General features: G+C 45.9%; 17 protein-coding genes. All 17 read left to right on the forward strand.

All coding sequences use genetic code 11. The features are described from left to right. The first annotated feature begins 168 nt into the window (after positions 1–168). Positions 169–1641: a betaine-aldehyde dehydrogenase gene (gene betB / locus DP120_RS08920; RefSeq protein WP_112223323.1), complete on the forward strand. Its 1473-nt coding sequence runs from the start codon at positions 169–171 to the stop codon at positions 1639–1641. 180 nt (positions 1642–1821) lie between these two features. Further along, positions 1822–3504: a choline dehydrogenase gene (betA, locus tag DP120_RS08925; RefSeq protein WP_112223324.1), complete on the forward strand. Its 1683-nt coding sequence runs from the start codon at positions 1822–1824 to the stop codon at positions 3502–3504. Positions 3505–3650: 146 nt separating this feature from the next. Beyond that, positions 3651–4160, forward strand: a complete 510-nt coding sequence (locus tag DP120_RS08930; RefSeq protein WP_112223325.1) for a YehS family protein — start codon at positions 3651–3653, stop codon at positions 4158–4160. Between the two features lie 201 nt (positions 4161–4361). Beyond that, the gene (locus DP120_RS08935) at positions 4362–5327 is read left to right on the forward strand and encodes a formylglycine-generating enzyme family protein (protein ID WP_112223326.1); all 966 of its coding nucleotides are present in this window, start codon (positions 4362–4364) and stop codon (positions 5325–5327) included. Continuing rightward, positions 5327–6619 carry a sulfatase family protein gene (locus tag DP120_RS08940; RefSeq protein ID WP_112223327.1) on the forward strand — a complete coding sequence of 431 codons (1293 nt, stop codon included), beginning with the start codon at positions 5327–5329 and terminating at the stop codon, positions 6617–6619. Before DP120_RS08935 ends, DP120_RS08940 begins: the two co-directional genes overlap by 1 nt. A 603-nt stretch (positions 6620–7222) precedes the next feature. Beyond that, positions 7223–9577 carry a glycoside hydrolase family 65 protein gene (locus DP120_RS08945; protein ID WP_112223328.1) on the forward strand — a complete coding sequence of 785 codons (2355 nt, stop codon included), beginning with the start codon at positions 7223–7225 and terminating at the stop codon, positions 9575–9577. A 93-nt stretch (positions 9578–9670) separates the two neighbouring features. Then, complete coding sequence (locus DP120_RS08950) at positions 9671–10924, forward strand: ABC transporter substrate-binding protein (protein WP_112223329.1); 1254 nt, start codon at positions 9671–9673, stop codon at positions 10922–10924. Between the two features lie 76 nt (positions 10925–11000). Next, positions 11001–11894 (forward strand): carbohydrate ABC transporter permease, encoded by an 894-nt coding sequence (locus tag DP120_RS08955; protein WP_240612002.1) that lies wholly within the window; start codon positions 11001–11003, stop codon positions 11892–11894. After that, positions 11894–12730 carry a carbohydrate ABC transporter permease gene (locus DP120_RS08960; RefSeq protein WP_112223330.1) on the forward strand — a complete coding sequence of 279 codons (837 nt, stop codon included), beginning with the start codon at positions 11894–11896 and terminating at the stop codon, positions 12728–12730. The genes DP120_RS08955 and DP120_RS08960 overlap by 1 nt, the downstream gene beginning before the upstream one ends. 24 nt (positions 12731–12754) lie before the next feature. Beyond that, complete coding sequence (locus DP120_RS08965) at positions 12755–13456, forward strand: YesL family protein (RefSeq protein ID WP_112223331.1); 702 nt, start codon at positions 12755–12757, stop codon at positions 13454–13456. Positions 13457–13483: 27 nt separating this feature from the next. Next, the gene (locus DP120_RS08970) at positions 13484–14503 is read left to right on the forward strand and encodes a LacI family DNA-binding transcriptional regulator (RefSeq protein WP_112223332.1); all 1020 of its coding nucleotides are present in this window, start codon (positions 13484–13486) and stop codon (positions 14501–14503) included. A 27-nt stretch (positions 14504–14530) separates the two neighbouring features. Next, positions 14531–15208 (forward strand): beta-phosphoglucomutase, encoded by a 678-nt coding sequence (gene pgmB / locus DP120_RS08975; RefSeq protein WP_112223333.1) that lies wholly within the window; start codon positions 14531–14533, stop codon positions 15206–15208. A 39-nt stretch (positions 15209–15247) separates the two neighbouring features. Beyond that, positions 15248–17521: a glycoside hydrolase family 65 protein gene (locus tag DP120_RS08980; protein ID WP_112223334.1), complete on the forward strand. Its 2274-nt coding sequence runs from the start codon at positions 15248–15250 to the stop codon at positions 17519–17521. Positions 17522–17551: 30 nt separating this feature from the next. Further along, the gene (locus DP120_RS08985) at positions 17552–18652 is read left to right on the forward strand and encodes an ABC transporter ATP-binding protein (RefSeq protein WP_112223335.1); all 1101 of its coding nucleotides are present in this window, start codon (positions 17552–17554) and stop codon (positions 18650–18652) included. Between the two features lie 226 nt (positions 18653–18878). After that, positions 18879–20003: a sugar ABC transporter substrate-binding protein gene (locus tag DP120_RS08990; RefSeq protein WP_112223336.1), complete on the forward strand. Its 1125-nt coding sequence runs from the start codon at positions 18879–18881 to the stop codon at positions 20001–20003. An 84-nt stretch (positions 20004–20087) separates the two neighbouring features. Next, entirely contained in the window at positions 20088–21608 is a 1521-nt protein-coding gene (locus tag DP120_RS08995) for a sugar ABC transporter ATP-binding protein (protein WP_112223337.1), read from the forward strand. A 13-nt stretch (positions 21609–21621) separates the two neighbouring features. Next, positions 21622–22797, forward strand: coding sequence for a sugar ABC transporter permease (locus DP120_RS09000; RefSeq protein WP_112223338.1), 1176 nt, complete (start codon positions 21622–21624; stop codon positions 22795–22797). Positions 22798–22811: the final 14 nt, after the last annotated feature.

Here is a 22811-nt window from a genome sequence, read left to right on the forward strand (position 1 = left end):
TGAAAACCCTTTTACCGTATAGCATGAGCTAAATCTTATTTATTTCTTGGATTGTATCCATCTTCTATAGAAAGTAACTTTGACAGCCTTGAAAAGACGTGTTAAGGTTTTCTTATGTTAAATAAATTCTTAACAAACTTAATTTAAATGAAAATGGAGTTGAAAAATTTGGATATAAAACTACAACAATACATAAACGGACAATGGGTAGAAGCGGTTTCAGGAAAGACACGGGAAATTATTAATCCATATGACCAGGAAATCATTGCTGTTGTTCCGGATGGCGATGAAAGAGATGCCCAAGCGGCAATCGCGGCAGCAAGAGAAGCATTTGATAATGGGGACTGGGCTTTTGCTCCGGCAACCGAACGTGGGGCTATCGTAAGAAAGATCGCCGAATTGATTGAACGGGATAAAGAGGAACTTGCTCATCTGGAATCCTTGGATACTGGCAAAACAGTTGAAGAAAGTAAAGGCGACATGGATGATATCGCTGGCGTATTCCGTTATTTTGCAGAACTTGCGGATAAAGATGGTGGGGAGCTGATTGCTTCACCTGTTCCAAACTCGATCAGCAAAGTGGTACACGAACCGGTAGGTGTTTGCGGACAGATTACACCCTGGAATTATCCGCTGCTTCAAGCATCATGGAAATTGGCTCCAGCACTGGCGACTGGAAATACGCTTGTGATGAAACCAAGTGAAGTTACACCGCTTACGACTATTAAAGTATTTGAATTGATGGAAGAGGCAGGAGTGCCGTCGGGAGTTGCGAATCTCGTGCTTGGACCAGGAGATACGATTGGCGCAGAGCTATCAAGCAATACGGACGTGGATCTGATTTCATTTACAGGCGGTCTTGCTACCGGCAAGAAAATTATGCAAGCGGCCAGCGCGAATGTTAAGAATCTGGCTCTTGAACTTGGCGGGAAAAATCCTAACGTGATTTTTGCGGATGCTGATTTCGAAGTGGCAGTCGATCAAGCGTTAAACGGCGTGTTTTTCCACGCTGGCCAAATCTGCTCTGCCGGAACACGGTTGATTGTGGAAGACAGCATCCATGATGAGTTTGTGAATGCCCTTGTTGAGCGAGTGAAGAAATTTAAACTGGGCAGCGGATTTGATGAGGAAACCCAAATGGGACCACTTATTTCTGCTGGACACCTTAAAAAAGTGGAAGACTACGTGGAAATGGGCATTAAAGAAGGTGCCGCTGTGGCAGTCGGCGGCAAACGTCCGGAAGATCCTGAATTACAAAAAGGCTTCTTCTATTTACCGACTATATTTACTGGCTGCACTACTGATATGAACATTGTTCAAGATGAAGCTTTCGGCCCGATTATCACGGTTGAAAAATTCAAGACAGAAAAAGAAGCAGTAAAGCTTGCCAATGATTCAATATATGGGCTAGCCGGTGGCGTTTGGACCTCTGATATTGCAAAAGCTGAACGCTGTGCAGCGAAAATGCGCATGGGAACAGTCTGGATCAATGATTTCAATCTTTATTTCCCGCACGCACCTTGGGGTGGATATAAACAATCCGGCATCGGGCGTGAACTGGGCAGAATGGGCATGGAAGAGTATACAGAAACAAAGCATATCTTCCAGAACCTTAAACCTGAAGCGATTAACTGGTTCTAATCTTTATTGGTAAGACTATCTTGATGAAAAAATACTGTTTCCGAAACGGCCGTTTTTGGTCGCGGAAACAGGTTGAGTAAAAAAATAAAAAGAATTTGATCGGGGATGTGCGTTTCAGCAAAGTTTTAGCTGCAAACTGAATTGCTGTTTCCGGTTTCTATATTCAAGGAGGAACACAAGATGAGTGAAACATATGATTATATAGTAGTTGGCGGCGGGAGTGCGGGTTCTGTACTCGGCGACCGTTTAAGTGAAGATGGCAAAAAAAATGTTCTAGTGCTGGAAGCGGGACGGAGTGACCATGCATGGGACCTGTTGATCCAAATGCCGGCAGCATTGCCGTTTCCTGCAGGAAAAAGCATGTATGACTGGAAATATGAATCTGATCCTGAACCCCATATGAACGGGCGCCGCATCAAACATGCACGCGGCAAGATTCTCGGCGGTTCGAGTTCGATCAACGGCATGATTTACCAGCGCGGCAATCCACTGGATTATGAGCGCTGGGGAGCTGACGAAGGCATGGATACATGGGACTTTGCACATTGCCTTCCGTACTTCAAACGGTTGGAAACAGCTTTAGCTTCACCGGATGATGATCTCCGCGGCCACGATGGACCGATCAAACTGGAGCGGGGACCTGCTACAAATCCATTGTTCCAAGCTTTCTTTAATTCAGGTGTAGAGGCTGGCTATTCACGCACCCCTGATGTAAATGGCTTTCGCCAGGAAGGATTCGGGCCATTTGATAAGCATGTTTATAAAGGCAGACGTTTGTCAGCTTCACGGGCATACCTGCATCCGGCGATGAGCCGTCCGAACCTGACAGTGAAAACGCGTGCTTTTGTTACTACCATCAATTTCGAAGGTACTCGCGCCACAGGCTTAACGTATAAGCAAAACGGAAAAACTCACCAAGTTAAAGCGGGGGAAATTGTGCTCTCAGGCGGGGCGATCAACACACCGCAGATCCTTCAATTGTCGGGTGTGGGGAATGCGGAACACCTTCGCTCACTCGGCATTGAACCGGTAGTGGATCTTCCAGGTGTCGGAGAAAATCTCCAGGACCACCTTGAAGTTTATATCCAGCATTCTTGTCCGCTTCCTGTTTCGCAGCAGCCAAGCTTAAATGTAGCGCGCATGCCATGGATCGGATTGCAATGGATGTTCGCTCGCACGGGCCCGGCAGCAACCAATCATTTTGAAGGCGGCGGATTCGTCCGTTCGAATGACGACGTCAAATATCCAAACTTGATGTTTCATTTCCTTCCGGTAGCTGTTCGCTATGATGGTCAGAAAGCGGATACCAAACACGGTTTCCAAGTGCATGTTGGTCCAATGTATTCTGATGCAAGGGGATCGTTGAAGATTCGCTCGAAGGATCCTAAAGTGTACCCGAGCATGGTTTATAATTACCTGTCGACTGAACAGGATCGGCGCGAATGGGTTGAAGCGATAAGAGTTTCCCGGAAAATCATGCAGCAGCCCGCAATGTCACGTTATAACTCCGGTGAAATTTCCCCGGGACCTTCCGTAAGTACGGATGAAGAGATTTTGGAATGGGTGGCGAATGATGCTGAAACTGCACTTCATCCATCCTGCACAGCGAAAATGGGACCGGCTTCGGACCCGATGGCTGTTGTAGATCCATTAACGATGAAAGTGCACGGAGTGGAAAATTTGCGGGTAGCTGATGCTTCTGCAATGCCGTATGTAACGAACGGCAATATCCATGCCCCTGTGTTGATGCTGGCTGAAAAAGCGGCTGATCTCATACTGGGACGCAAGCCATTGGAACCGATCCACGCGGATTTCTATCGCCATGGCGTACATGCGCCTGAGGCAGGCACTGTAAATCAATAAAACCTGATTAGAAGCACCTTTTCAAAATGTCTTCGCTTTGCGGCAGGCGTTTCTGAAAGGGTGCTTTTCTTTTTAAAAGCGGTGCAGCAATGACCTGTGCTATCATGAAAGAAGACAAATTTGCTTAGGCTACAGGAGGTTTCACGATGGATAATAACGATATTCTGATCCGGCTGCGTTATGCGCTGGACATTAAAAATAATGACATGGTGGAGATTTTTAAACTGGGTGGCATTCAACTGACAAAGGAAGATGTACAGAAGGTGCTGACAAAGTCGCCGGAACGCGACGAAGATGCAGACGACAGCATCTTTACTGAAAGTGCGAACGAAGACCATATTCCTGTGGACAATGCGATGCTTGAGTCGTTCCTGAACGGCTTCATCATCCATAAACGCGGACGCCAGGAAGGGCAGACGGGCACACCGCCGCTTACGAACGAGCCATCGAAGAATCTGTTGCTGAAAAAAGTGAAGATCGCGCTGCAATTGACGAGCGAAGATATGCTGGAAATCATGCAACTCGCCGGTGTAACGGTTTCAAAAAGCGAAATGAGTGGATTGCTGCGCAAGCAGGGACACAAGAATTACTCTCTCTGCGGCGATCGCTATGCGCGCAACTTCTTGAAAGGCTTGGCTATCAAGTATAGAAAATAAGACGATTCAACCGCATCTTTTTGGTGCGGTTTTTGTTTTGGGCTGATCACCAAATTTATTTGGAATAAAAGGCAATAATTTCTATGGGATGTAGATGTTTTTATTCAACAGCGACCCGTTTTCCATAAAAACTTTAACTCTCCGGCCAGGGGGTATACAATCTATACTAACTAATCCCGAAACCCGGAAGGAGGGAATCGAATGGAGAGGGAACAGACAAATTGCTGCTCAGCCAGCCGGCAAGACTTGGCGGCAACAGGAAAAGCAATCGAAAAAGACGAATTTTCACCCGTCCAGCAAGAGAAGGAGTTACGCTTTCCCGAAAAAATGGTGCGTATCGAAGGCGGGACTTTCCTAATGGGCACTGATGATGAAGAAGGATTTCAAGCTGATTGCGAAGGGCCGGTAAGGGAACAGTATGTGAAGCCTTTTATGATGGACAGCCATACGGTGACCAATGTAGAGTTTGCGCAATTCGTCAAAGAAACGGGTTACATAACGGAAGCTGAAAGATTCGGCTGGTCGTTTGTGTTCTTTCGATTTATTGCGCGGGATATTCAAGTTGAAGTGCAGCAAGTGGCGGCGACTCCGTGGTGGTTTGCTGTGGAGCAGGCGTATTGGCATCAGCCGGAAGGGCCGGGTTCATTCATAGAAGACAGGATGGATCATCCGGTGATCCATGTTTCGTGGAACGATGCGGAGGCGTTTGCCAGATGGGCAGGCAAGCGGTTGCCGACTGAGAGTGAATGGGAGTTTGCGGCGCGCGGCGGCCTCGTGCAGCAGAAATATCCGTGGGGTGATGAATTGACGCCGAACGGGGAACATTATTGCAACATCTGGCAAGGAGCGTTTCCGAATACGAATACAATAGAAGATGGTTATATCGGAACCGCGCCCGCTGTTTCATTTCCGCGGAATGGATTCGGACTTTATAATATGGCAGGCAACGTATGGGAATGGTGTTCGAATCCATTTGCACAGCAGACTGAAGAAGAATGGCATCAAGCAAATATCCACCGGGCCATGCGCGGCGGATCGTATTTATGCCATGAATCCTATTGCAACAGGTACCGGGTGGCGGCGCGCACGTCGAATACAATGGACAGTTCGGCTGGCAATATCGGGTTCAGATGCGCAGCTGATATCGAAATGGAGGGATCAATTTAATGGAGAAATTAAATATTCTGATGGTCATTTCACATGATACGGGGCGGCATTTAGGGACATACGGACGAAAAGTCGAAACACCGGAGCTGGATAAAATTGCAGAAGAAGGAATTCAATTCGATAATTATTTCTGCTCACAGCCTCAGTGCAGCCCCAGCCGCGGCAGCATTCTGACAGGAAAATACGGCCATAACCACGGTTTGATGGGGCTTACCCACCTGGGACATACGATGAAAAGCGACGTTAAAACAATTCCTTCCGAAATGAAAAAGGCGGGATACGATACGTCGCTGTTCGGCTTTTTCCATGAATCGATCGATGGCGTCTACGAAGGAGAAAAACTGGGCTACGATCATGTCGTGAAAGTGCCGGGCAACGCAGCGGAAAAAGTCACGGATCAGCTGGAAGATTTCCTGAAAGAGCGTTCCAATTCAGCAAATGAAAAACCGTTTTATGCGTCGGTCGGATTTGAAGAAACGCATCGCCCGTTTGATGATTTTGAGCCGGATCCGATTGATAGCGTTGAAGTGCCGCCGTATCTGCCGGACACAGAAAAAGTCAGGGAAGACATCGCTCTTTTCCAAGGCTCGGTAAAAGAACTCGACCGGTCTGTGGGACGGATTAAAAAATTGCTGGATGACACGGGACTTGCGGACAACACGGTTTTGATTTATACGACGGACCATGGCATCGCGTTTCCCCGTGCAAAAGGTACATTATTGGATGCTGGGCTGGAAACGGCTTTGCTCATCCGATTTCCAAAAGGCACGATGAAAGAAGGCAGGAGGCAGGATGAATTGCTGTGCAATATCGATTTGATGCCGACTTTGCTTGAAATCGCGGGGGGAGAAGTGCCGGAAGATATTGACGGCTACAGTTTTTTGCCTTTATTGGAGCGGCAGGATTACACGGAGCGGGACCATTTTTTCTGCGAATTGACCTGGCATGACCGTTATCATCCGATGCGCGGCATCCGGACGAAAGACTATAAATATATCCGGAATTTTGAGGACGGACCGAAAGTCTATCTTCCATATGATCTGTATACGAGTCTTTCAGGCGAGGAGGTGCGGGAGGAATATTCCGTTCCGAATTCGAAAGAAGAATTGTATGATTTGAAAAAGGATCCGCTGGAACAGGAAAATCTGGCCAGAAATCCGGATTATCAGGATATGCTGCTGAAATTAAGGGAACGAGTCGCCAAGTGGATGACGGAAACAGAAGATCCTTTACTGAAAGGCCCGGTTCCCGGGACGGAAGCGGAAGAATGGACGCAGGATCGTGATAAATAAGTTGAACTAAAAAAAATAGAATATATCGCTTCTGCGCAAAGCTAGTCGCAAAAATGTTTCAATAAGTCGGGAAGACCACTTGTTTCATTCACCTGTTCCTAATTCTAGCCATTGCTGAGAGAACTCTCAAAAGATATGGAACAAAACAGCGAAGAGTTGACCGACGCCTGCAAGGGCAACTCTTTGCGACGAAGCTAGCGAAGCGATGCAGGAGCACGGGTTTTAGTTAGCTCAGCGCGAGCCCCCGGCAAGCGAAGCTGTTTTGTGGAATATCGATTATGAAAATTATTAAATTATTAGTTCAACTTATACAGATAACAGGAAGAGTTGCCGGCTGAAACTGACAGCTCTTTTTCAATTTTAGCCAGCAGGTAAAAAGAAGTATCCATTGACTATTAAAAAAGAAGGATTTATACTAAATGAAAACGCTTAATATACAGAAAATACTAAATACATAGTCGATTCAATTGACACAAGAGATGGTAAGGTTTACAGACAATTAAAACGGTCCAGAAAAAACCTCAACAACCCATCTCTCTTTTTTCGTGCAAAACTAAAACGTTTTCGGAAATTCGGACAACATCACCGAAGGGGGTGGCTGCAATGATGGATTATTCAATCGGTAAAGGAAATTACGAGAATTGGATATTGGGCGAGAATAACTTCTCATCCCTTCATCTTGGGAAGACCGAAACGGTGATGTTATTGGGAAACGGCTATATGGGGCTGCGCTCAGCGAATGAAGAACCTTATTTAAGTGAAAGAAGAAATCTTTTCATCAATGGGACATTCAATCAGGCGGATAAAAACGAAGTGGTGGAATTGCCGAACGCAGCAGATGCCACCCGCCTCGACATTCTGATTGATGGAGAACGTTTCAGCCTCGAATTTGGGGAAACTGAGAATTACAGTAAACAGCTGAATATAAAAGACGCGGAACTTATTCGCTCTTTCAGCTGGACATCTCCTGAAGGGAAGAAGCTTCAATTTCGTTTCAGCCGTTTTGTGTCCTTTGCCCATTCTCATTTAATTGGCATGAAAATGGAACTTAAATGCCTGTCGGGTGCAGTCGATGTATCGATTGAAAGCGGCATCAACGCCCAGATGACAAATTCCGGAGTACAGCATTTTCTGGAAGGAGACCGGAGAATTTGGGAAGACCGATTTATCCAGCTCGTTCAGACCACTACTCAATCCGGTATTGATTTCGTTCACAATACGGTACATACATTAAAACTCAACGATGAAGAAATCACTGCTGAAGCGAATAAATACATGGAACGCCGAAAAGTGTGGATGTCCTATAAGTTCCGAATAGAGCAAGGAGACAATTTTGAACTGGAAAAGCTGACGACTGTCCATACGAGCCGGGATAAAGAAAGTGATCACGAGCATTACAGCCTGGCCGAAATGCAGGAACAATCTTTGAGAGAACTAAAGGATTTCGATAAAAAAGGATACGAACGATTAAGGGAATCCCATCGCCTTGCCTGGCAGGAAAACGTATGGGATGCCTATGGTTTCGAAGTGGAGAGCGAGAATCCCGACGACCAGTTGGCAATCCATTTTTCGCTGTATCATTTGACCGCGATGACTCCGGCGCATGATGACCGGATGGGAGTCGGCGCCAAGGCATTGAGCGGTGAAGCGTATAAAGGGCATTCATTTTGGGACACTGAAATCTTTATCCTGCCTTTTTTTATTTATTCGAATCCCGACACAGCACGGTCATTGCTGCAGTATCGCTATCATGGATTGCCTGGTGCCCGGCAAAAAGCAGCTGAACAAGGTTACATCGGTGCAATGTTTCCATGGGAAATGGCGTGGCCGACGGACGGCGAAGTGACTCCGGAATGGGGCGATATCGATATTGTCACCGGGGAGCGGACAAAAATCTGGGCAGGGTTAATCGAACATCATCTTTCAGCTGATATCGCTTTTGCGATTTATCAATATGTAAACGTCACCGGTGATGAAGAATTTCTGGAACAATACGGTTACGTGATGGTTTTTGAAACAGCGAGATTCTGGGCAAGCCGGTTTGAATGGAATGAGGAAAGAGAGCGCTATGAAATTACTGATGTCATCGGCCCGGATGAATATAAAGAACATGTCAGCAACAACGCATTCACGAATTACATGGCTTATTTTAATTTGATGCTGGCGATGCGCTATGCGGAGAAACTGGAGAAGGAAAATCCGGAACTTTGGAAGTCACTTGTCCGGCAAGGGGATCATGCCGATTGGCAATCGAAAGCTGAGCGGCTCTATTTGCCGGAACCGCGCAATGAGGATTTGGTGCTGCCGCAGGACGACACGTATCTGGAATTGCGGGAAATCGATCTTGATAAGTATAAGAAGCAAACGAAAGCCAGGACAATCTACCGCGATTATAACCCGGAACAGATCAACGGCATCCAAGTGACGAAGCAAGCGGATATAATCCTGTTGTTTTTCCTGATGGAACAGACATTTTTGAAAGATGATCCACGTTTTTCAAAAGAGGCCAAACGGGCGAATTTCTTCTATTATGAAGCGCGTACGCTCCATGATTCTTCCCTAAGCCTGTCGACGCATGCGATTGCGGCAAGTGAAATCGGAGCACGGGAGCTTGCCTACTCCCTGTTTCGAAAAACCTGCGAAATAGATATGGGACAGAATATGCACTCCTCTGACGACGGCATTCATGCAGCAGCAATCGGCGGGATTTGGAAAGCTGCCGTGTTCGGGTTTGCGGGTGTCCGCCAGACAGACGGCAGGCTCATGATAAATCCGCGGCTGCCGAAAGAGTGGGGGCGTATGCAATTTTCGATTTACTGGAAAGGGGAACCTTTGCGGCTGGATATAACAAAAAATATGCTGAAAATTTCGGCAGGCAGCGAAAAAGCGGTTCAAGTCGAAACAGCCGGCAATGTTCATGAATTCGAGCATTCAATCGAAATAACGCTTACTGATTAATTGATTCTCTTAGTTTTTGGAACAGGTAGTCACAAAATGAGTTCATCATTTTGTTTACTATATAATTTCAAATCATTAAAGGGGGCACCAACAATGGCATTTAATAAGAAGTTTGTTACAGGCATGACATTTGCCGCAACAATCTCACTCTTGGCTGCATGTGGCGGCGGAGGCGGAGACGAAGGTGGATCAGAAGGCGGTTCAGGAGAACAATCGCAAGGCATCAGTATTTTCCAAACTAAAGTGGAAATTTCTGAGCAACTGGAAGCTGCTGCAGAGGCTTATACGGAAGAAACGGGAGTTCCAGTGGAAGTTATCGGGACGACCGGTGATGATTATGCACAGCAATTGCAGATCCGCTTGAACAATGGAACGGGTCCATCTATTATGAGTGTTCAAAACGCAGAGGTTGCAGAACGTTTGGAGTCGTATTTATATGATTTGAGCGGCGAGGATTTTGTCAGCAATATCGCGCCGGATATGGAATTGATGCTGGATGACAAATTGGTCGGGGTTCCATACAGCGTGGAAGGATTCGGTATTGTCTACAATACAGAGATGGTCGATCCGGCGGATATCCAGGATTATGATTCATTTGTAAGTACTTTGGAAGATTTTAATGCAGAAGGCATCAACGGTTTCGGCCTTTCTTCTGAAGCTTACTTCCTGATCGGGCATATCAGTAACTACCCATTCTCACTCCAGGAAGATCCAGTGGAATTCATGGAGCAATTGTCGAACGGCGAAGTGACTTTGACTGAAACAGAGGAATTCCAGAGATTCGGTGAATTTATGGAAGCAATCAGAGACAATACGCCAACGCCGTTAAACACTACTTATGATACGCAAGTCGGTGATTTTGCGGCTGGCCAGACTGCCATGATTCACCAGGGTAACTGGGCAGCGGGTATGTTAGATGAATTCGAAGTGGATTTTGAATACGGAATGGCACCCTTCCCGCTTGAAGGCAATGACAAATTGGCAGTCGGCGTAGGAAGCAACTGGGCAGTCAACGCAGAGAAAGATCAGGCAGAAATTGATGCAGCTATCGAGTTCCTGGATTGGCTCCACAATAGCGAAACCGGTCAGCGGTTCATTGTAGAGGAATTCGGTTTTATTCCAGCAATGACCAATATTGAAGCCGGAGATCTGGATCCACTGTCACAAGCTGTATTGGAAGCATCAAACAGTGGGGAAACAATTCCATGGTCGCATAACTACTATCCTGCCAACGTGGTTCCAAATGACTTTACTCCAGTGGCTGAGAGCTTCTTCGTCAATGAAGATATGACCGGTGAAGAACTGGTTGAAAATCTGCAGGCTGCATGGGAGAACGCCGCTCAATAAGAACGGTGAAATAATAGGGACACGCCTGTAATGGCGTGTTCTGCTTTTTCTGAAAGAGCTTCCAATCAGCAATGTTATGAAAGTGGGGATGAGCGTGGCGAACAGGAAGAAAATCGGTTGGTATTTAATCTTTACAGTGCCGTTATTACTCATTTTTACTCTTATCGTACTTGTTCCATTTGTTATCGGAATCTATTACGCTTTTTTCCAATGGGACGGCATCGGGGCGAACCCCATGGTATTCAACGGGCTTGATAATTTTGTCAGGCTTATGGAAGACGAACGGTTTCTCCGTTCAACTTGGCTGACTGTCTTATTTACGGTATTATCCGTAATTACGGTCAACGCGGTCGGACTTGCGTTTGCGCTTTTGGTAACGTCCAAGCTGAAGCTGGCAAATCTGGCAAGAACCATGCTGTTCATGCCGTATTTAATCGGCGGGCTGATACTTGGGTATATTTGGCAATTTGTTTTTCTTGATGTTTTTACCTTGATCGGGGATGTGACAGGGCTGGAATCGATATTCTTTAACTGGCTGAACAATGAAGACTTTGCGTTATTTGCGCTTGTTTTTGTCTTTACCTGGCAGATGGCGGGTTATGTCATGATTGTCTATATTGCAGGAATACAAGGAATACCGGGAGAAGTGATTGAAGCGGCAAGAATAGATGGCGCCAGCGGCTGGCAGCGGTTCTTACGGATTACAGTGCCGCTTCTTATGCCGGCGTTTACAATCAGTTTATTCCTTACCTTGTCCTATGGTTTTAAAATCTATGATGTTAACTTGTCGCTTACGGGCGGTGGACCGGCAAATGCGACAGAGCTGTTTGCGATGAATATTTACAACGAAATTTTCGGCTATGGAAATTATGGCTATGGCCAGGCCAAAGCGATTGTATTCTTTGTCATTATCGCGGCCATTACGTTGACTCAGGTTTATATCACCAAGAAGAAGGAGGTTGAAATGTGATGAAGGCCATAGGAAATTGGTCGAAAGAGATTCTGCTCATTCTGATGGCGCTGGTATTTCTTTCTCCCATCTATATTATCTTTATCAACTCCTTCAAAAACCGGCTGGAGCTGTATGACAATACACTGGCTTTCCCTGAGGAATTCAGTCTTCAATACTACAGTGCTGCCATGCAACGGATGGATTTCCTCAATGCCTTCCTGAACTCGATATACGTGACTGTCGTATCGGTGGTGTTTATCGTAATCCTTTCATCCATGACCGCATGGATGCTGGCAAGATCGGGCAATTGGGTCAGTACAGTCATCTTCATGACGCTGATCGCTACGATGCTGATTCCATTCCAGACAATTATGATGCCATTGATGCAGATGGTCACAGGAATTACGAGAACGACAGGCATTCCTTTGTATAATACGCTCAGTGGGTTGATATTCATGAATATCGGATTTCACGCAGCTCTTTCGGTTTTCCTGTATCACGGATTTATCAAATCCATTCCGATATCGCTTGAAGAAGCGGCCACTATCGATGGCGCAACGAAATTCGGTGTGTTCTGGCGGGTTGTTTTTCCGATATTGACTCCCATTACTGCGACAGTGATGATTTTGAATGTCATTCTGATCTGGAATGATTTCCTTTTGCCGTCATTGACTTTGATCGACAAAGACCTGCGGACGATTCCGCTGTCCGTATTTTACTTTTTCGGTGAATTCACCATTGAGTGGAACTTAGCGATGGCCGGACTGACATTAACAATCATACCGGTTGTCATCTTCTATATAATTGCCCAGAAATACATCATAAAAGGAATTGGGGAAGGGGCTGTCAAATAAGCTCCTTTCCACTGGAGGGGTATCATGCTTGAACTAAAAGGGATCACCGGGGTTTTTTATACAATGAGCGAGTGGATCATGCGGTTTTCCGGCATCAATTTGCTATGGTTCCTGATTAGCCTGCCGTTTTTCATCCTTTTTGTGACAGTTGAAATGAGCAGCATCGCAGGATTCGTATTTTTCGGAGCTGCGGGCTGGCTTTTTGCAACGCTCCTGTTTTTCCCTGCAACAGCCGCCGTCTTCTCTGTGATAAGGGAGTGGGTTGTAGAAGAAGATTTCTCTTCTATAATAAAAACGTATTTTTTCCATCTGAGAACGGATTATAAAATGAATGCAAAAACAGGTGCGGTTTTTGCGCTGGTATGGCTCGTTTGGTATTACGGTTACTTCTATTTTTATACAGAACAGAACAGCGCAGCAATTCTGTTTATGGTGATTGGAATCGCCATGTTCATCTATACGGTCAATTTTCTGTCGATCAGTTCCCATTACCGGATGACTGCTGCGGCGAAGGCGAAAAATGCGTTTTTCCTTTCTGCGGGCAGGCCATTAACGGGTGTTTTCATCGCAGCCAGCAGCGGAGTGCTTTTATGGCTGAGCGTGACTCAATTATTATGGCTGTTTCCGCTTGTGACTTGCTCGATGATTGCCTTCCTGTCTTTTACCGCATTTTACAGGGAAGCGCAAAAAATTAGTGGAAAGACGGTGTCGGATGATGCCGGCTGATGATCAGTGGAGGAAGTGGGATTTAAGGTGGCAACGATAAAAGAAGTTGCGAAAAAAGCGAATGTTTCCGTCAGTGTGGTGTCGAAATCATTCAATAATTATAAAGATGTTAAAGAAGAAACACGCCAGCGGATTTTTGCTGTTGCGAAGGAATTAGACTATTCACCGAATATCAATGCGAAAAACCTGAGTTCGAAAAAGCGGATGACCATTGGTTTGATTTCTTCCGGTGTGCTCAATGACAACGTAAAAGACAGTAATGCTTTCGATATCTTTAAAGGAGTTTACCGGGCGGTTGCCGACAGCCGTTTCGATCTGTCCATCAACCTGATCGACTCAAAACGGCAGACGCAGCAAAGTTATGTGCAATATTGCCGTGAACGGAATATCGGGGGAGCCATTTTGCAGGGAATCCGCACAGACGATCAGTATTATAAAGAGCTGATCGACACCAGCCTGCCTTGTGTGGTGCTCGATATCATGAACGAAAGCGATAACGGAATGATTGGCAGCGTGTCAATCGATAATGCCAAGGCCGCCAGGGAAATCGCTGGATATCTTCTGCAACGAAATCACCGCGATATCGTCGTGATCGCGGGAACTCCCGAAACCTATGTCAATAAAGAGCGGATAAAAGGCGTGGAAGAAGCTTTGCAGTCCTGCGGATTGGAATTGGAGGGCCTCACGGTTCTGGAAGCCGATTTTTCAGAAGAACAGGCTTATTTATTGGCAAAAAAATATTTGCAGGAACAGCAGCCGACAGCTTTTCTGTGTTTCAGTGATTTGATGGCCATTGGGGTCATGAAAGCAGTAAAGGAAGCTGGATTGAAAATCCCTGAGGATATTTCGGTCACCGGCTTTGATGATTTGGTCTTCTGCAGTTATACCGAGCCCGCCCTTACAACGATTCGGCAGGACTTTATTGAAATTGGAAAAAATGCAGCACAGCTGCTGCAGGCTATAAAGGAAAATAACGCTGTGAAGCAGCATATCTGGATTGAACATCAGCTGATGGAGCGGGACAGCGTAAAGACCCTGGCAAATTGATTGCCGATATGGAAAGGAATTTAGCTTATGCGACAATCTCCTAAACTTTTTATATACGACCTCGACGGCGTCATTACGGACACGGCAGAGTTTCATTATTTAGGTTGGAAAAAGCTGGCCGATGAACTGGGCATAACGATTGACCGCCATTTCAATGAACAATTGAAAGGCATCAACCGCATGGATTCACTCGATCGGATCCTGGAGCAGTCAACTTCGCCAACCGAATTTTCGGAGGAAGAAAAAATCGGGCTGGCGACCCGGAAAAATGGCTATTACCTCGAGTTGATCGAATCGATCGATCCGAGTCATATCCTCCCCGGGATTAAGGATTTACTGGAGGCCAATAAACAATCAGGCATTAAAATCGCTCTCGGTTCGGCCAGTAAGAACGCTTCCCGCATTCTAGATAAACTCGAGCTCACCGGTTATTTCGATTATGTCGTAAACGCCGCGGAAATAACGAACGGCAAACCGGATCCCGAAACGTTCACTGCTGCGGCAGACGCTCTCGGAATCGCTCATGCCGATTGTGTCGGCATTGAAGACGCGGCCGCAGGTGTGGAAGCGGTCAATCGGGCCGGCATGTTTTCGGTCGGAGTGGGTGACGAGGCGCATCTAGCGCATGCCGATTATTTGGTTGAAAATACGCAGCAATTGGAATTCCAGCAGATACTACAGGAATTCGATAAGAAGCAGAAATAAGGGCCCAAGGCATGGAAGGTCTGGAAAGGAGGATGAGAAATGGCTTGGAGATTAACCAAGTACGAACTGGATAACGAAAATTTATTGATCAATGAAAGTCTCTTATCTTTAGGCAACGGTTACCTGGGTGTTAGAGGGAATTTCGAAGAAGGATATGAAGAAGGAGATAAATCCATTCGGGGCACCTATATAAACGCTTTTCACGATGAAACAGAAATTACTTACGGCGAGAAATTGTACGGTTTCCCGGAAAAACAGCAAAAAGTGCTGAACATCATCGATGCCCAGTCGGTCCGAATTTACCTGGACGGAGAACGATTCTCTTTGTTTGAAGGCGAGTTGCTGTCCTTTGAACGCAACCTGCATATGGATAAAGGGTATGCAGAACGCATTGTGCACTGGATATCACCCAAAGGGAAAGAAGTGAAAATACATTTCAGGCGGCTCGTTTCTTTTACAACGAAGGAATTGATCGCGCTGGATATTAAGGTGGAATCCATAACGCCTGTCGAGCAGGTGAAAATCGTTTCCACTGTCAATGGTGATGTGACAAACTTTGTGGACAAAGAAGACCCACGGGTAGCTTCGGGACATGCAAAACGGCTTCATGTCACAGAAGTACGGCAGGAAGATAGGATCGGTATTGTAAAAGATACTACATACGTCACGGAACTCGAGGTGGCGTGCGTATCTTCTTCTGCTGTTGCAGCTGAGAATCACGATTATGACAGCCGGCTGACGGATTATTCCATAGAAGAAACCTATCTTTGTACGGGTCATGAAGCGGTTCATTTCACAAAATACGCCATCTATACAGAAACCTTGAGGCACGGGGAAAATGTTATTGATGAAGGGATGATCCTTCTTCGCCAGGTTCAGGGTCAGAATTTCGATGATCTGCTGGAAGAGCAGAAGGCCTATTTGGACGCTTTTTGGGAAATTTCCGATATTGTAATCGAAGGCGACCAGCGCGTCCAGGAGGGTATCCGCTTTAATCTCTACCAGCTCCTCCAATCCGTCGGCAAAGACCCGGCGAGCAATATCGCGGCAAAAGGATTATCCGGGGAAGGCTATGAAGGGCATTATTTCTGGGACACCGAAATCTATATTTTTCCTGTGTTCCTTATGACCAATCCGGGAATCGCAAAGAACCTGCTGCTGCATCGCTATTCGATTCTGGAGCATGCAAGAGAGCGGGCCAGGGAAATGGGACATGAGAAAGGTGCATTATTCCCGTGGCGCACCATCATGGGAACAGAAAGTTCGGCATTCTTTCCGGCTGGTACAGCGCAATACCATATAAGCGCGGACATTGCCTATAGCTATATCCAATATTATCTGGCAACAAAAGATGAGGATTTTATGAAACGCTATATGGCGGAAGTGCTTTTTGAAACTGCACGCTTATGGGAAGATACGGGTCATTTGCAAAACGGCAAATTCCGGATAGACGATGTGACGGGTCCTGATGAATATACGTGCATCATCAATAATAATTATTATACGAATGTCATGGCCAAGCATAATTTAAGCTGGGCCGCCAAGATCTATTATTTATTGGATGAAACAGACAGTGATCACTTGAAACAGCTGGCCAGTCGGCTGGAACTGACCGAAACGGAAGTGGGCAATTGGCAAATTGCCGCTGACAGTATGTACCTTCCATATGATGAATCTTTGCAGATCAACGCGCAGGATGACAGCTTTTTACAGAAGGCGAGATGGGATCTGAAAAACACGCCGCCTGAGAAATTTCCATTATTGCTGAATTATCATCCGCTGACCTTGTATCGTTATCAAGTGCTGAAACAGGCAGACACCGTACTCGCCCATTTTTTGCTGGAAGATGAACAGGATTTTGAAACCATTAAGAATTCCTATGATTATTATGAAGCGATCACGACACACGATTCTTCATTATCAACCTGTGTCTACAGCATTATGGCGTCGAAACTAGGCTATTCGGAAAAAGCCTATAGTTATTTCAATGAAACCGCGCGCCTCGATCTCGACAACACCCATAAGAATACGAAAGATGGCTTGCATATGGCCAATATGGGCGGCACGTGGCTCGGCATTGTCTATGGTTTTGCAGGATTGCGGCTGAAAGAAGATGGCCTGTCACTGGCCCCGATTCTTCCGGCAGAATGGAATTCACTCGAGTTCCGGTTGCGGTATCAAGGAAGGGTACTGAAATTCCGAATAACCCGGGACGATGTCGCTTACTCGGTTCTCGAGGGTGAAGACCTGAACATTACTCATAACGGAGCACCGCTTTTTCTGGAAAGCGGAAAAGAAACTGTAATCCGGTAAGTTCAAATCCATAATGCGGGAGGGAATAAAATGGCTGGCCTAACGTTGGTGAATCTCAAAAAAGTTTACGATAAAGGAGTCGTGTCGGTACAGGATTTCAATCTGGAAGTTCGGGACAAGGAGTTTCTCGTATTGGTCGGGCCGTCCGGCTGCGGGAAATCGACGACGCTGCGGATGATTGCAGGTCTGGAAGATATTACGGAAGGCGATTTGTTCATCGGTGACAAACGGGTCAACGACGTATCGCCCAAAGACCGGGATATCGCAATGGTGTTTCAGAACTATGCGCTTTATCCGCATATGAACGTCTATGATAATATGGCGTTCAGCCTGAAACTCAGCAAAATGAAGAAAGATGAAATCAAAGCGCGTGTGGACAGGGCGGCGAAGATTTTGGGGCTGGAAGATTTCCTGTACCGCAAACCGAAGGCGCTTTCCGGCGGGCAGCGGCAGCGGGTTGCACTGGGCCGCGCAATTGTCCGTGATGCAAAAGTATTCCTGATGGATGAACCTTTATCCAATCTGGACGCCAAACTGCGTGTCCAGATGCGGACGGAAATCCAGAAATTGCACAGCCGGCTTCAGACGACAACGATTTATGTGACGCATGACCAGACGGAAGCGATGACGATGGCGACGCGTCTCGTCGTCATGAAAGACGGATTTATCCAGCAGGTCGGCTCACCGAAACAGGTTTATGATGAACCGGATAATGTTTTCGTCGGCGGTTTTATCGGCTCACCGGCGATGAACTTTCTGGACGGCCGCCTTGAAGGCAATCATTTTGTATTGGGAGACATCCGCGTCAAAGTGCCGGAAGGCAAAGCGATCCTACTTCGCCAAAAAGGCTATGACGGCAAGCCGGTGCTGCTCGGCATCCGGCCGGAAGATATCCACGATGAACCAGTGTTCCTGGACCACTCCCCGGAAACGAAAATCCGGGCGCACATCGAAGTAGCAGAATTGATGGGCTCGGAAATCGTCCTTTACTCGGTGGTGGATAATCAGGATTTCATCGCCCGCGTCGATTCCCGTTTCAATGTCCAGGCTGGCCAGACAATCGATATGGCTTTTGACATGAACCGGGCGCATTTCTTTGATAAGGAATCGGAACTTCGGATTAAACGGTAGAAGTGAAAAAAATATCACCTTCCACACTAGTTGAAAGGTGAAAACTTTGCACCTGAATGGTTAGAGTATTCTCTAACCATTCAGGTGCTTTTATGTGGTATCCCTTAAAAATTAAAAAAATACAGATGATGTTAAAAGAATACTAGTGAAAGCGCTATCATAAAAGTTTTCAGAATTTATACTTAAAAAGTACTTACTTATATTTACAAAGGGAGAGGGGAAAGATATGAAAAAGAATTTAAAAGGATTTATGTTGCTGATGGTTCTGGCAATGTTCGCATTGGTAGCTGCAGCATGCGGTAACGAAGGAGAAGCGGGTTCCGGTTCGGGTTCAGGGGTGGATGTCGGAATCGTTTTGCCTACTAAAGATGAACCACGCTGGGTCCAGGATGAGCAGCGCTTTAAAGATGCATTAGCCGATTCGGATTATTCAACTGAAATTTTATTCAGCCAGGGTTCTTCGGCAAAAGAAAAAGAGAACGTGGAAGCTTTATTGAATAAAGGGATTAAAGTTTTGATTATTACTCCACATGACGGTGCAGCAGCTGCTGCGGCAGTTGAAGCGGCGAAAGCGGATGACGTAACAGTTATCGCATATGACCGTTTGATCACAGACACAGACGCTGTTGATTATTATGTAACATTCGACTCTTTGGCAGTAGGAGCGGCACAAGCTCAGTATTTAGTGGATAACGCAGAAGGAACAGATGTACCGCTGTATTTATATGCAGGAGCTTCATCTGACAACAACGCATTCCTGTTCTTCCAGGGAGCATGGGAAGTGCTTCAGCCGAAAATTGCTGACGGTACTTTCAAAATCGCCAATTCGAGTGAAGCGGAAGCTTTGTCAGATACTAAAGAATTGGACCGCGACCAATTGAGCAAAATTATCGGCCAGGTTACGACAAACTGGGATCCAAATGAATCGAAGAACAAAGCTCAGACGCATTTGACTTCAGTGGGTGAAGATTTGAAAGGCGAGGTTGCAATTCTTGCGCCGAACGATGGCACAGCCCGTTCAATTGCAGATGTATTCGCATCAGACTCCGCGGTGACAAATTACACCATCACGGGCCAGGATGCTGAAAAAGCTTCAATCCAATACATTATTGATGAGAAACAATCGATGACTGTGTTCAAAGATGTCCGTACATTGGTTGAAGATGCAATGGGCATGGCTGTTGACGTACTTGACGGCAACGATCCTGAAACAACAGGTTCTTATGATAATGGAGCTGGCGAAGTAAAAGCGAAGCAAACAGACGTCATTGTTGTAGACGAAGAAAATGTGAAAGCGGAATTGATCGACTCCGGCTATTATGAAGCAAGCGAATTTACAGGAATCGAATAAAAACAATAGGATCCAGGAAATAGTGATAGAAATTTCTATCACTATTTCTCCATTCCTTGACGTTTTCGTAAGGGAGGCTAAGAAATGAGCGACTATATTTTAGAGATGAATGGCATTACAAAGGAATTTACAGGCATCAAAGCTCTGGATGACGTGAATTTCAAAGTGGAACGTGGAGAAATCCATTGTTTGATTGGAGAAAACGGAGCAGGCAAATCGACGCTCATGAAAGTGTTAAGTGGAGTCTATCCATACGGTACATATGAAGGGGACATCGTCTTTGAAGGCGAAGTCCAGAAATTCAACGAAATCAATGACAGTGTAAAAGCGGGGATTGCCATCATTTATCAGGAGTTGGCGCTGTTTCCGGACCTAACAGTATACGAAAATATTTTTGCCGGCAATGAAATCAGAAAAGGGCCTTTTGTGGATTGGAACGAAACAATCATCCAGGCAACCCAAATGCTGAAAAAAGTAAAACTGAATGTTGATCCAGAGACATTGATCAAAGATTTGGGTGTAGGAAAGCAGCAGTTGGTCGAAATCGCTAAAACGTTGAGCAAAAATGTAAAACTCCTCATTTTGGATGAACCGACAGCTGCGCTGAATGAAAATGACAGTGAAAACCTGTTGGAGCTTTTGAAGGAGTTAAGATCGCAAGGTATTACGTGCATCATGATTTCCCACAAACTGAAGGAAGTCATTTCAATTGCCGACAAAGCGACGATTCTGAGAGACGGGCAAACAGTCTGTACATTGGACGCCCATAAAGGGGAAATATCCGAAAGCGTCATTATTAAAAATATGGTGGGACGCGAAATCGAAGATATTTATCCGAAACGTTTAGATCATCAATTTGGAAAAACGGTTCTGGAATTGAATAATTGGTCTGCTTACGATTCCCAACTTGGCCGGGATGTGGTTAAGAACGCCAATTTACATGTGAAACAAGGCGAAATTATTGGAGTCGCTGGTCTGATGGGATCCGGCCGCACTGAATTAGCGCTCAGCATTTTCGGGAACTCCAGAAATTATAAATTGCAGGGTGACATGAAAGTCCAGGGCCAGCCGGCTTCATTCAAGCATACGAGCGACGCGATCAAAGCGGGAATTGCCTATGTGACAGAGGACCGAAAAGGCAACGGCCTGTTTTTGATCAAAGATATCAAAAGCAACGTAACTGCAGCCCATTTGAAAGGCATCTCATCCCGCGGCGTCCTTAACTTGAACGAAGAAGTGATGGTTGGATCTCAATACAAGGATTCGCTGCACATCAAAGCAAGCTCGCTTGAACAAATCGTCGGCAATTTAAGCGGCGGCAATCAACAGAAAGTGTCACTGGGCAAATGGCTGTTTACAGGGCCGAAGATTCTGATCCTCGACGAACCGACACGCGGAATTGATGTCGGCGCGAAGTTTGAAATTTATACAATTATGAACGAATTGATCAAAGAAGGCATGAGCATTATCATGATCTCTTCCGAATTGAATGAAATTATCGGTATGAGCGACCGCATCTATGTTATGGCGGAAGGCAAGATTACCGGCGAACTATCAAAAGCAGAAACGACTCAAGAAGCCATTATGGAACTGGCAACGCAATAGGAGGTAAATATCAATGAGTTTTTTTAATGAAGCAAAATTCCTGATCAAGTCAAACATTCGCGATTACGGGATGTATATCGCATTGTTCGTCATCATGTTGACGTTCGCCATAATGACGGACGGCTTATTCATGTCTTCCCGAAACATCAGCAACCTGCTGGATTCAGCTGGTTATATCGCCGTTCTTGCAGTAGGGATGACACTTGTCATCGTCATCCGCCACATTGATTTGTCTGTCGGTTTCGTTGCCGGGTTTCTCGGAGCCGTTGCGGCAATCTTCCTTACACAAATCGGCATGTCCGTCTGGCTCGTCATTCCGATTGTTTTGATTTTCGGTATTTTTATCGGATTGTTCAATGGCTTTCTGGTTGCAAAAATCGGTATCCCTTCTTTTGTTGCTACGCTTGCCGGTATGCTGATTTTCCGTGGAGCATTATTGAATGTAACGGAATCCACCGGTACAATCATCGTCAATGATGATCTTTTCAACGCGCTGGGGAACGGCTTTATTCCATCTTTGATGGAAGTGAACGGACTGCACCTGCTTTCGCTGCTGGTCGGATTAATCGGTATCATCCTTTATGTCTACAGTGAAGTATCGAATCGCCGCAATAAAGCGAAATACGGTTTTGATGTTATGTCTGCCAAAATTTTTATCATTAAATTAGTATTTGTGTCATTCATCATCGGCTATATCACTTGGGTTCTGGCAGGGTATAACGGCTTCTCCTGGACAGTCGTCATCATGCTGCTGGTCGTTGTTGTCTATCATTTCCTTTCGACAAAAACTGTTCTCGGACGCAATATCTACGCTGTCGGGAGCAACCCGGAAGCTGCCCATCTGAGTGGTATTAATGTAACGAAAATCACCATGATTGTCTTTGGTTCAATGGGAATGCTTGCGGCATTGTCCGGTATCCTCTTCACTGCACGTCTGCAATCTGCGACGACAACTGCAGGAACATTATTCGAACTTGATGCAATCGCTGCAGCCTATGTCGGAGGAGTTTCTTCTGCCGGTGGTGTGGGTAAAGTGACCGGTGCCATCATCGGAGCAATCGTAATGGCTTCTTTATCCAGCGGTATGAACTTGCTGGGTGTCGGTATTTCGTATCAATACATGATTCGCGGCGGCGTGTTGGCTGCAGCAGTTATTTTTGATGTAATGACACGCAGGCAGCGCGCTTAATAAGAAAAGCGGAA

The sequence above is a fragment of the Planococcus halotolerans genome (genome assembly GCF_003289955.1).
Lineage (GTDB): Bacteria > Bacillota > Bacilli > Bacillales_A > Planococcaceae > Planococcus > Planococcus halotolerans.

Excerpts from the sequence above, each read along its gene's own strand:
- DP120_RS08940 (WP_112223327.1), top strand. The coding sequence starts at position 5,327 with ATGGAGAAATTAAATATTCTGATGGTCATTTCACATGATACGGGGCGG.
- DP120_RS08945 (WP_112223328.1), top strand. The coding sequence starts at position 7,223 with ATGATGGATTATTCAATCGGTAAAGGAAATTACGAGAATTGGATATTG.
- DP120_RS08995 (WP_112223337.1), top strand. The coding sequence starts at position 20,088 with ATGAGCGACTATATTTTAGAGATGAATGGCATTACAAAGGAATTTACA.
- DP120_RS08955 (WP_240612002.1), top strand. The coding sequence starts at position 11,001 with ATGAAAGTGGGGATGAGCGTGGCGAACAGGAAGAAAATCGGTTGGTAT.
- DP120_RS08985 (WP_112223335.1), top strand. The coding sequence starts at position 17,552 with ATGGCTGGCCTAACGTTGGTGAATCTCAAAAAAGTTTACGATAAAGGA.
- DP120_RS08980 (WP_112223334.1), top strand. The coding sequence starts at position 15,248 with ATGGCTTGGAGATTAACCAAGTACGAACTGGATAACGAAAATTTATTG.
- DP120_RS08935 (WP_112223326.1), top strand. The coding sequence starts at position 4,362 with ATGGAGAGGGAACAGACAAATTGCTGCTCAGCCAGCCGGCAAGACTTG.
- DP120_RS08990 (WP_112223336.1), top strand. The coding sequence starts at position 18,879 with ATGAAAAAGAATTTAAAAGGATTTATGTTGCTGATGGTTCTGGCAATG.
- DP120_RS08950 (WP_112223329.1), top strand. The coding sequence starts at position 9,671 with ATGGCATTTAATAAGAAGTTTGTTACAGGCATGACATTTGCCGCAACA.
- DP120_RS08965 (WP_112223331.1), top strand. The coding sequence starts at position 12,755 with ATGCTTGAACTAAAAGGGATCACCGGGGTTTTTTATACAATGAGCGAG.
- DP120_RS08960 (WP_112223330.1), top strand. The coding sequence starts at position 11,894 with ATGAAGGCCATAGGAAATTGGTCGAAAGAGATTCTGCTCATTCTGATG.
- DP120_RS09000 (WP_112223338.1), top strand. The coding sequence starts at position 21,622 with ATGAGTTTTTTTAATGAAGCAAAATTCCTGATCAAGTCAAACATTCGC.
- betA (WP_112223324.1), top strand. The coding sequence starts at position 1,822 with ATGAGTGAAACATATGATTATATAGTAGTTGGCGGCGGGAGTGCGGGT.
- DP120_RS08930 (WP_112223325.1), top strand. The coding sequence starts at position 3,651 with ATGGATAATAACGATATTCTGATCCGGCTGCGTTATGCGCTGGACATT.
- pgmB (WP_112223333.1), top strand. The coding sequence starts at position 14,531 with ATGCGACAATCTCCTAAACTTTTTATATACGACCTCGACGGCGTCATT.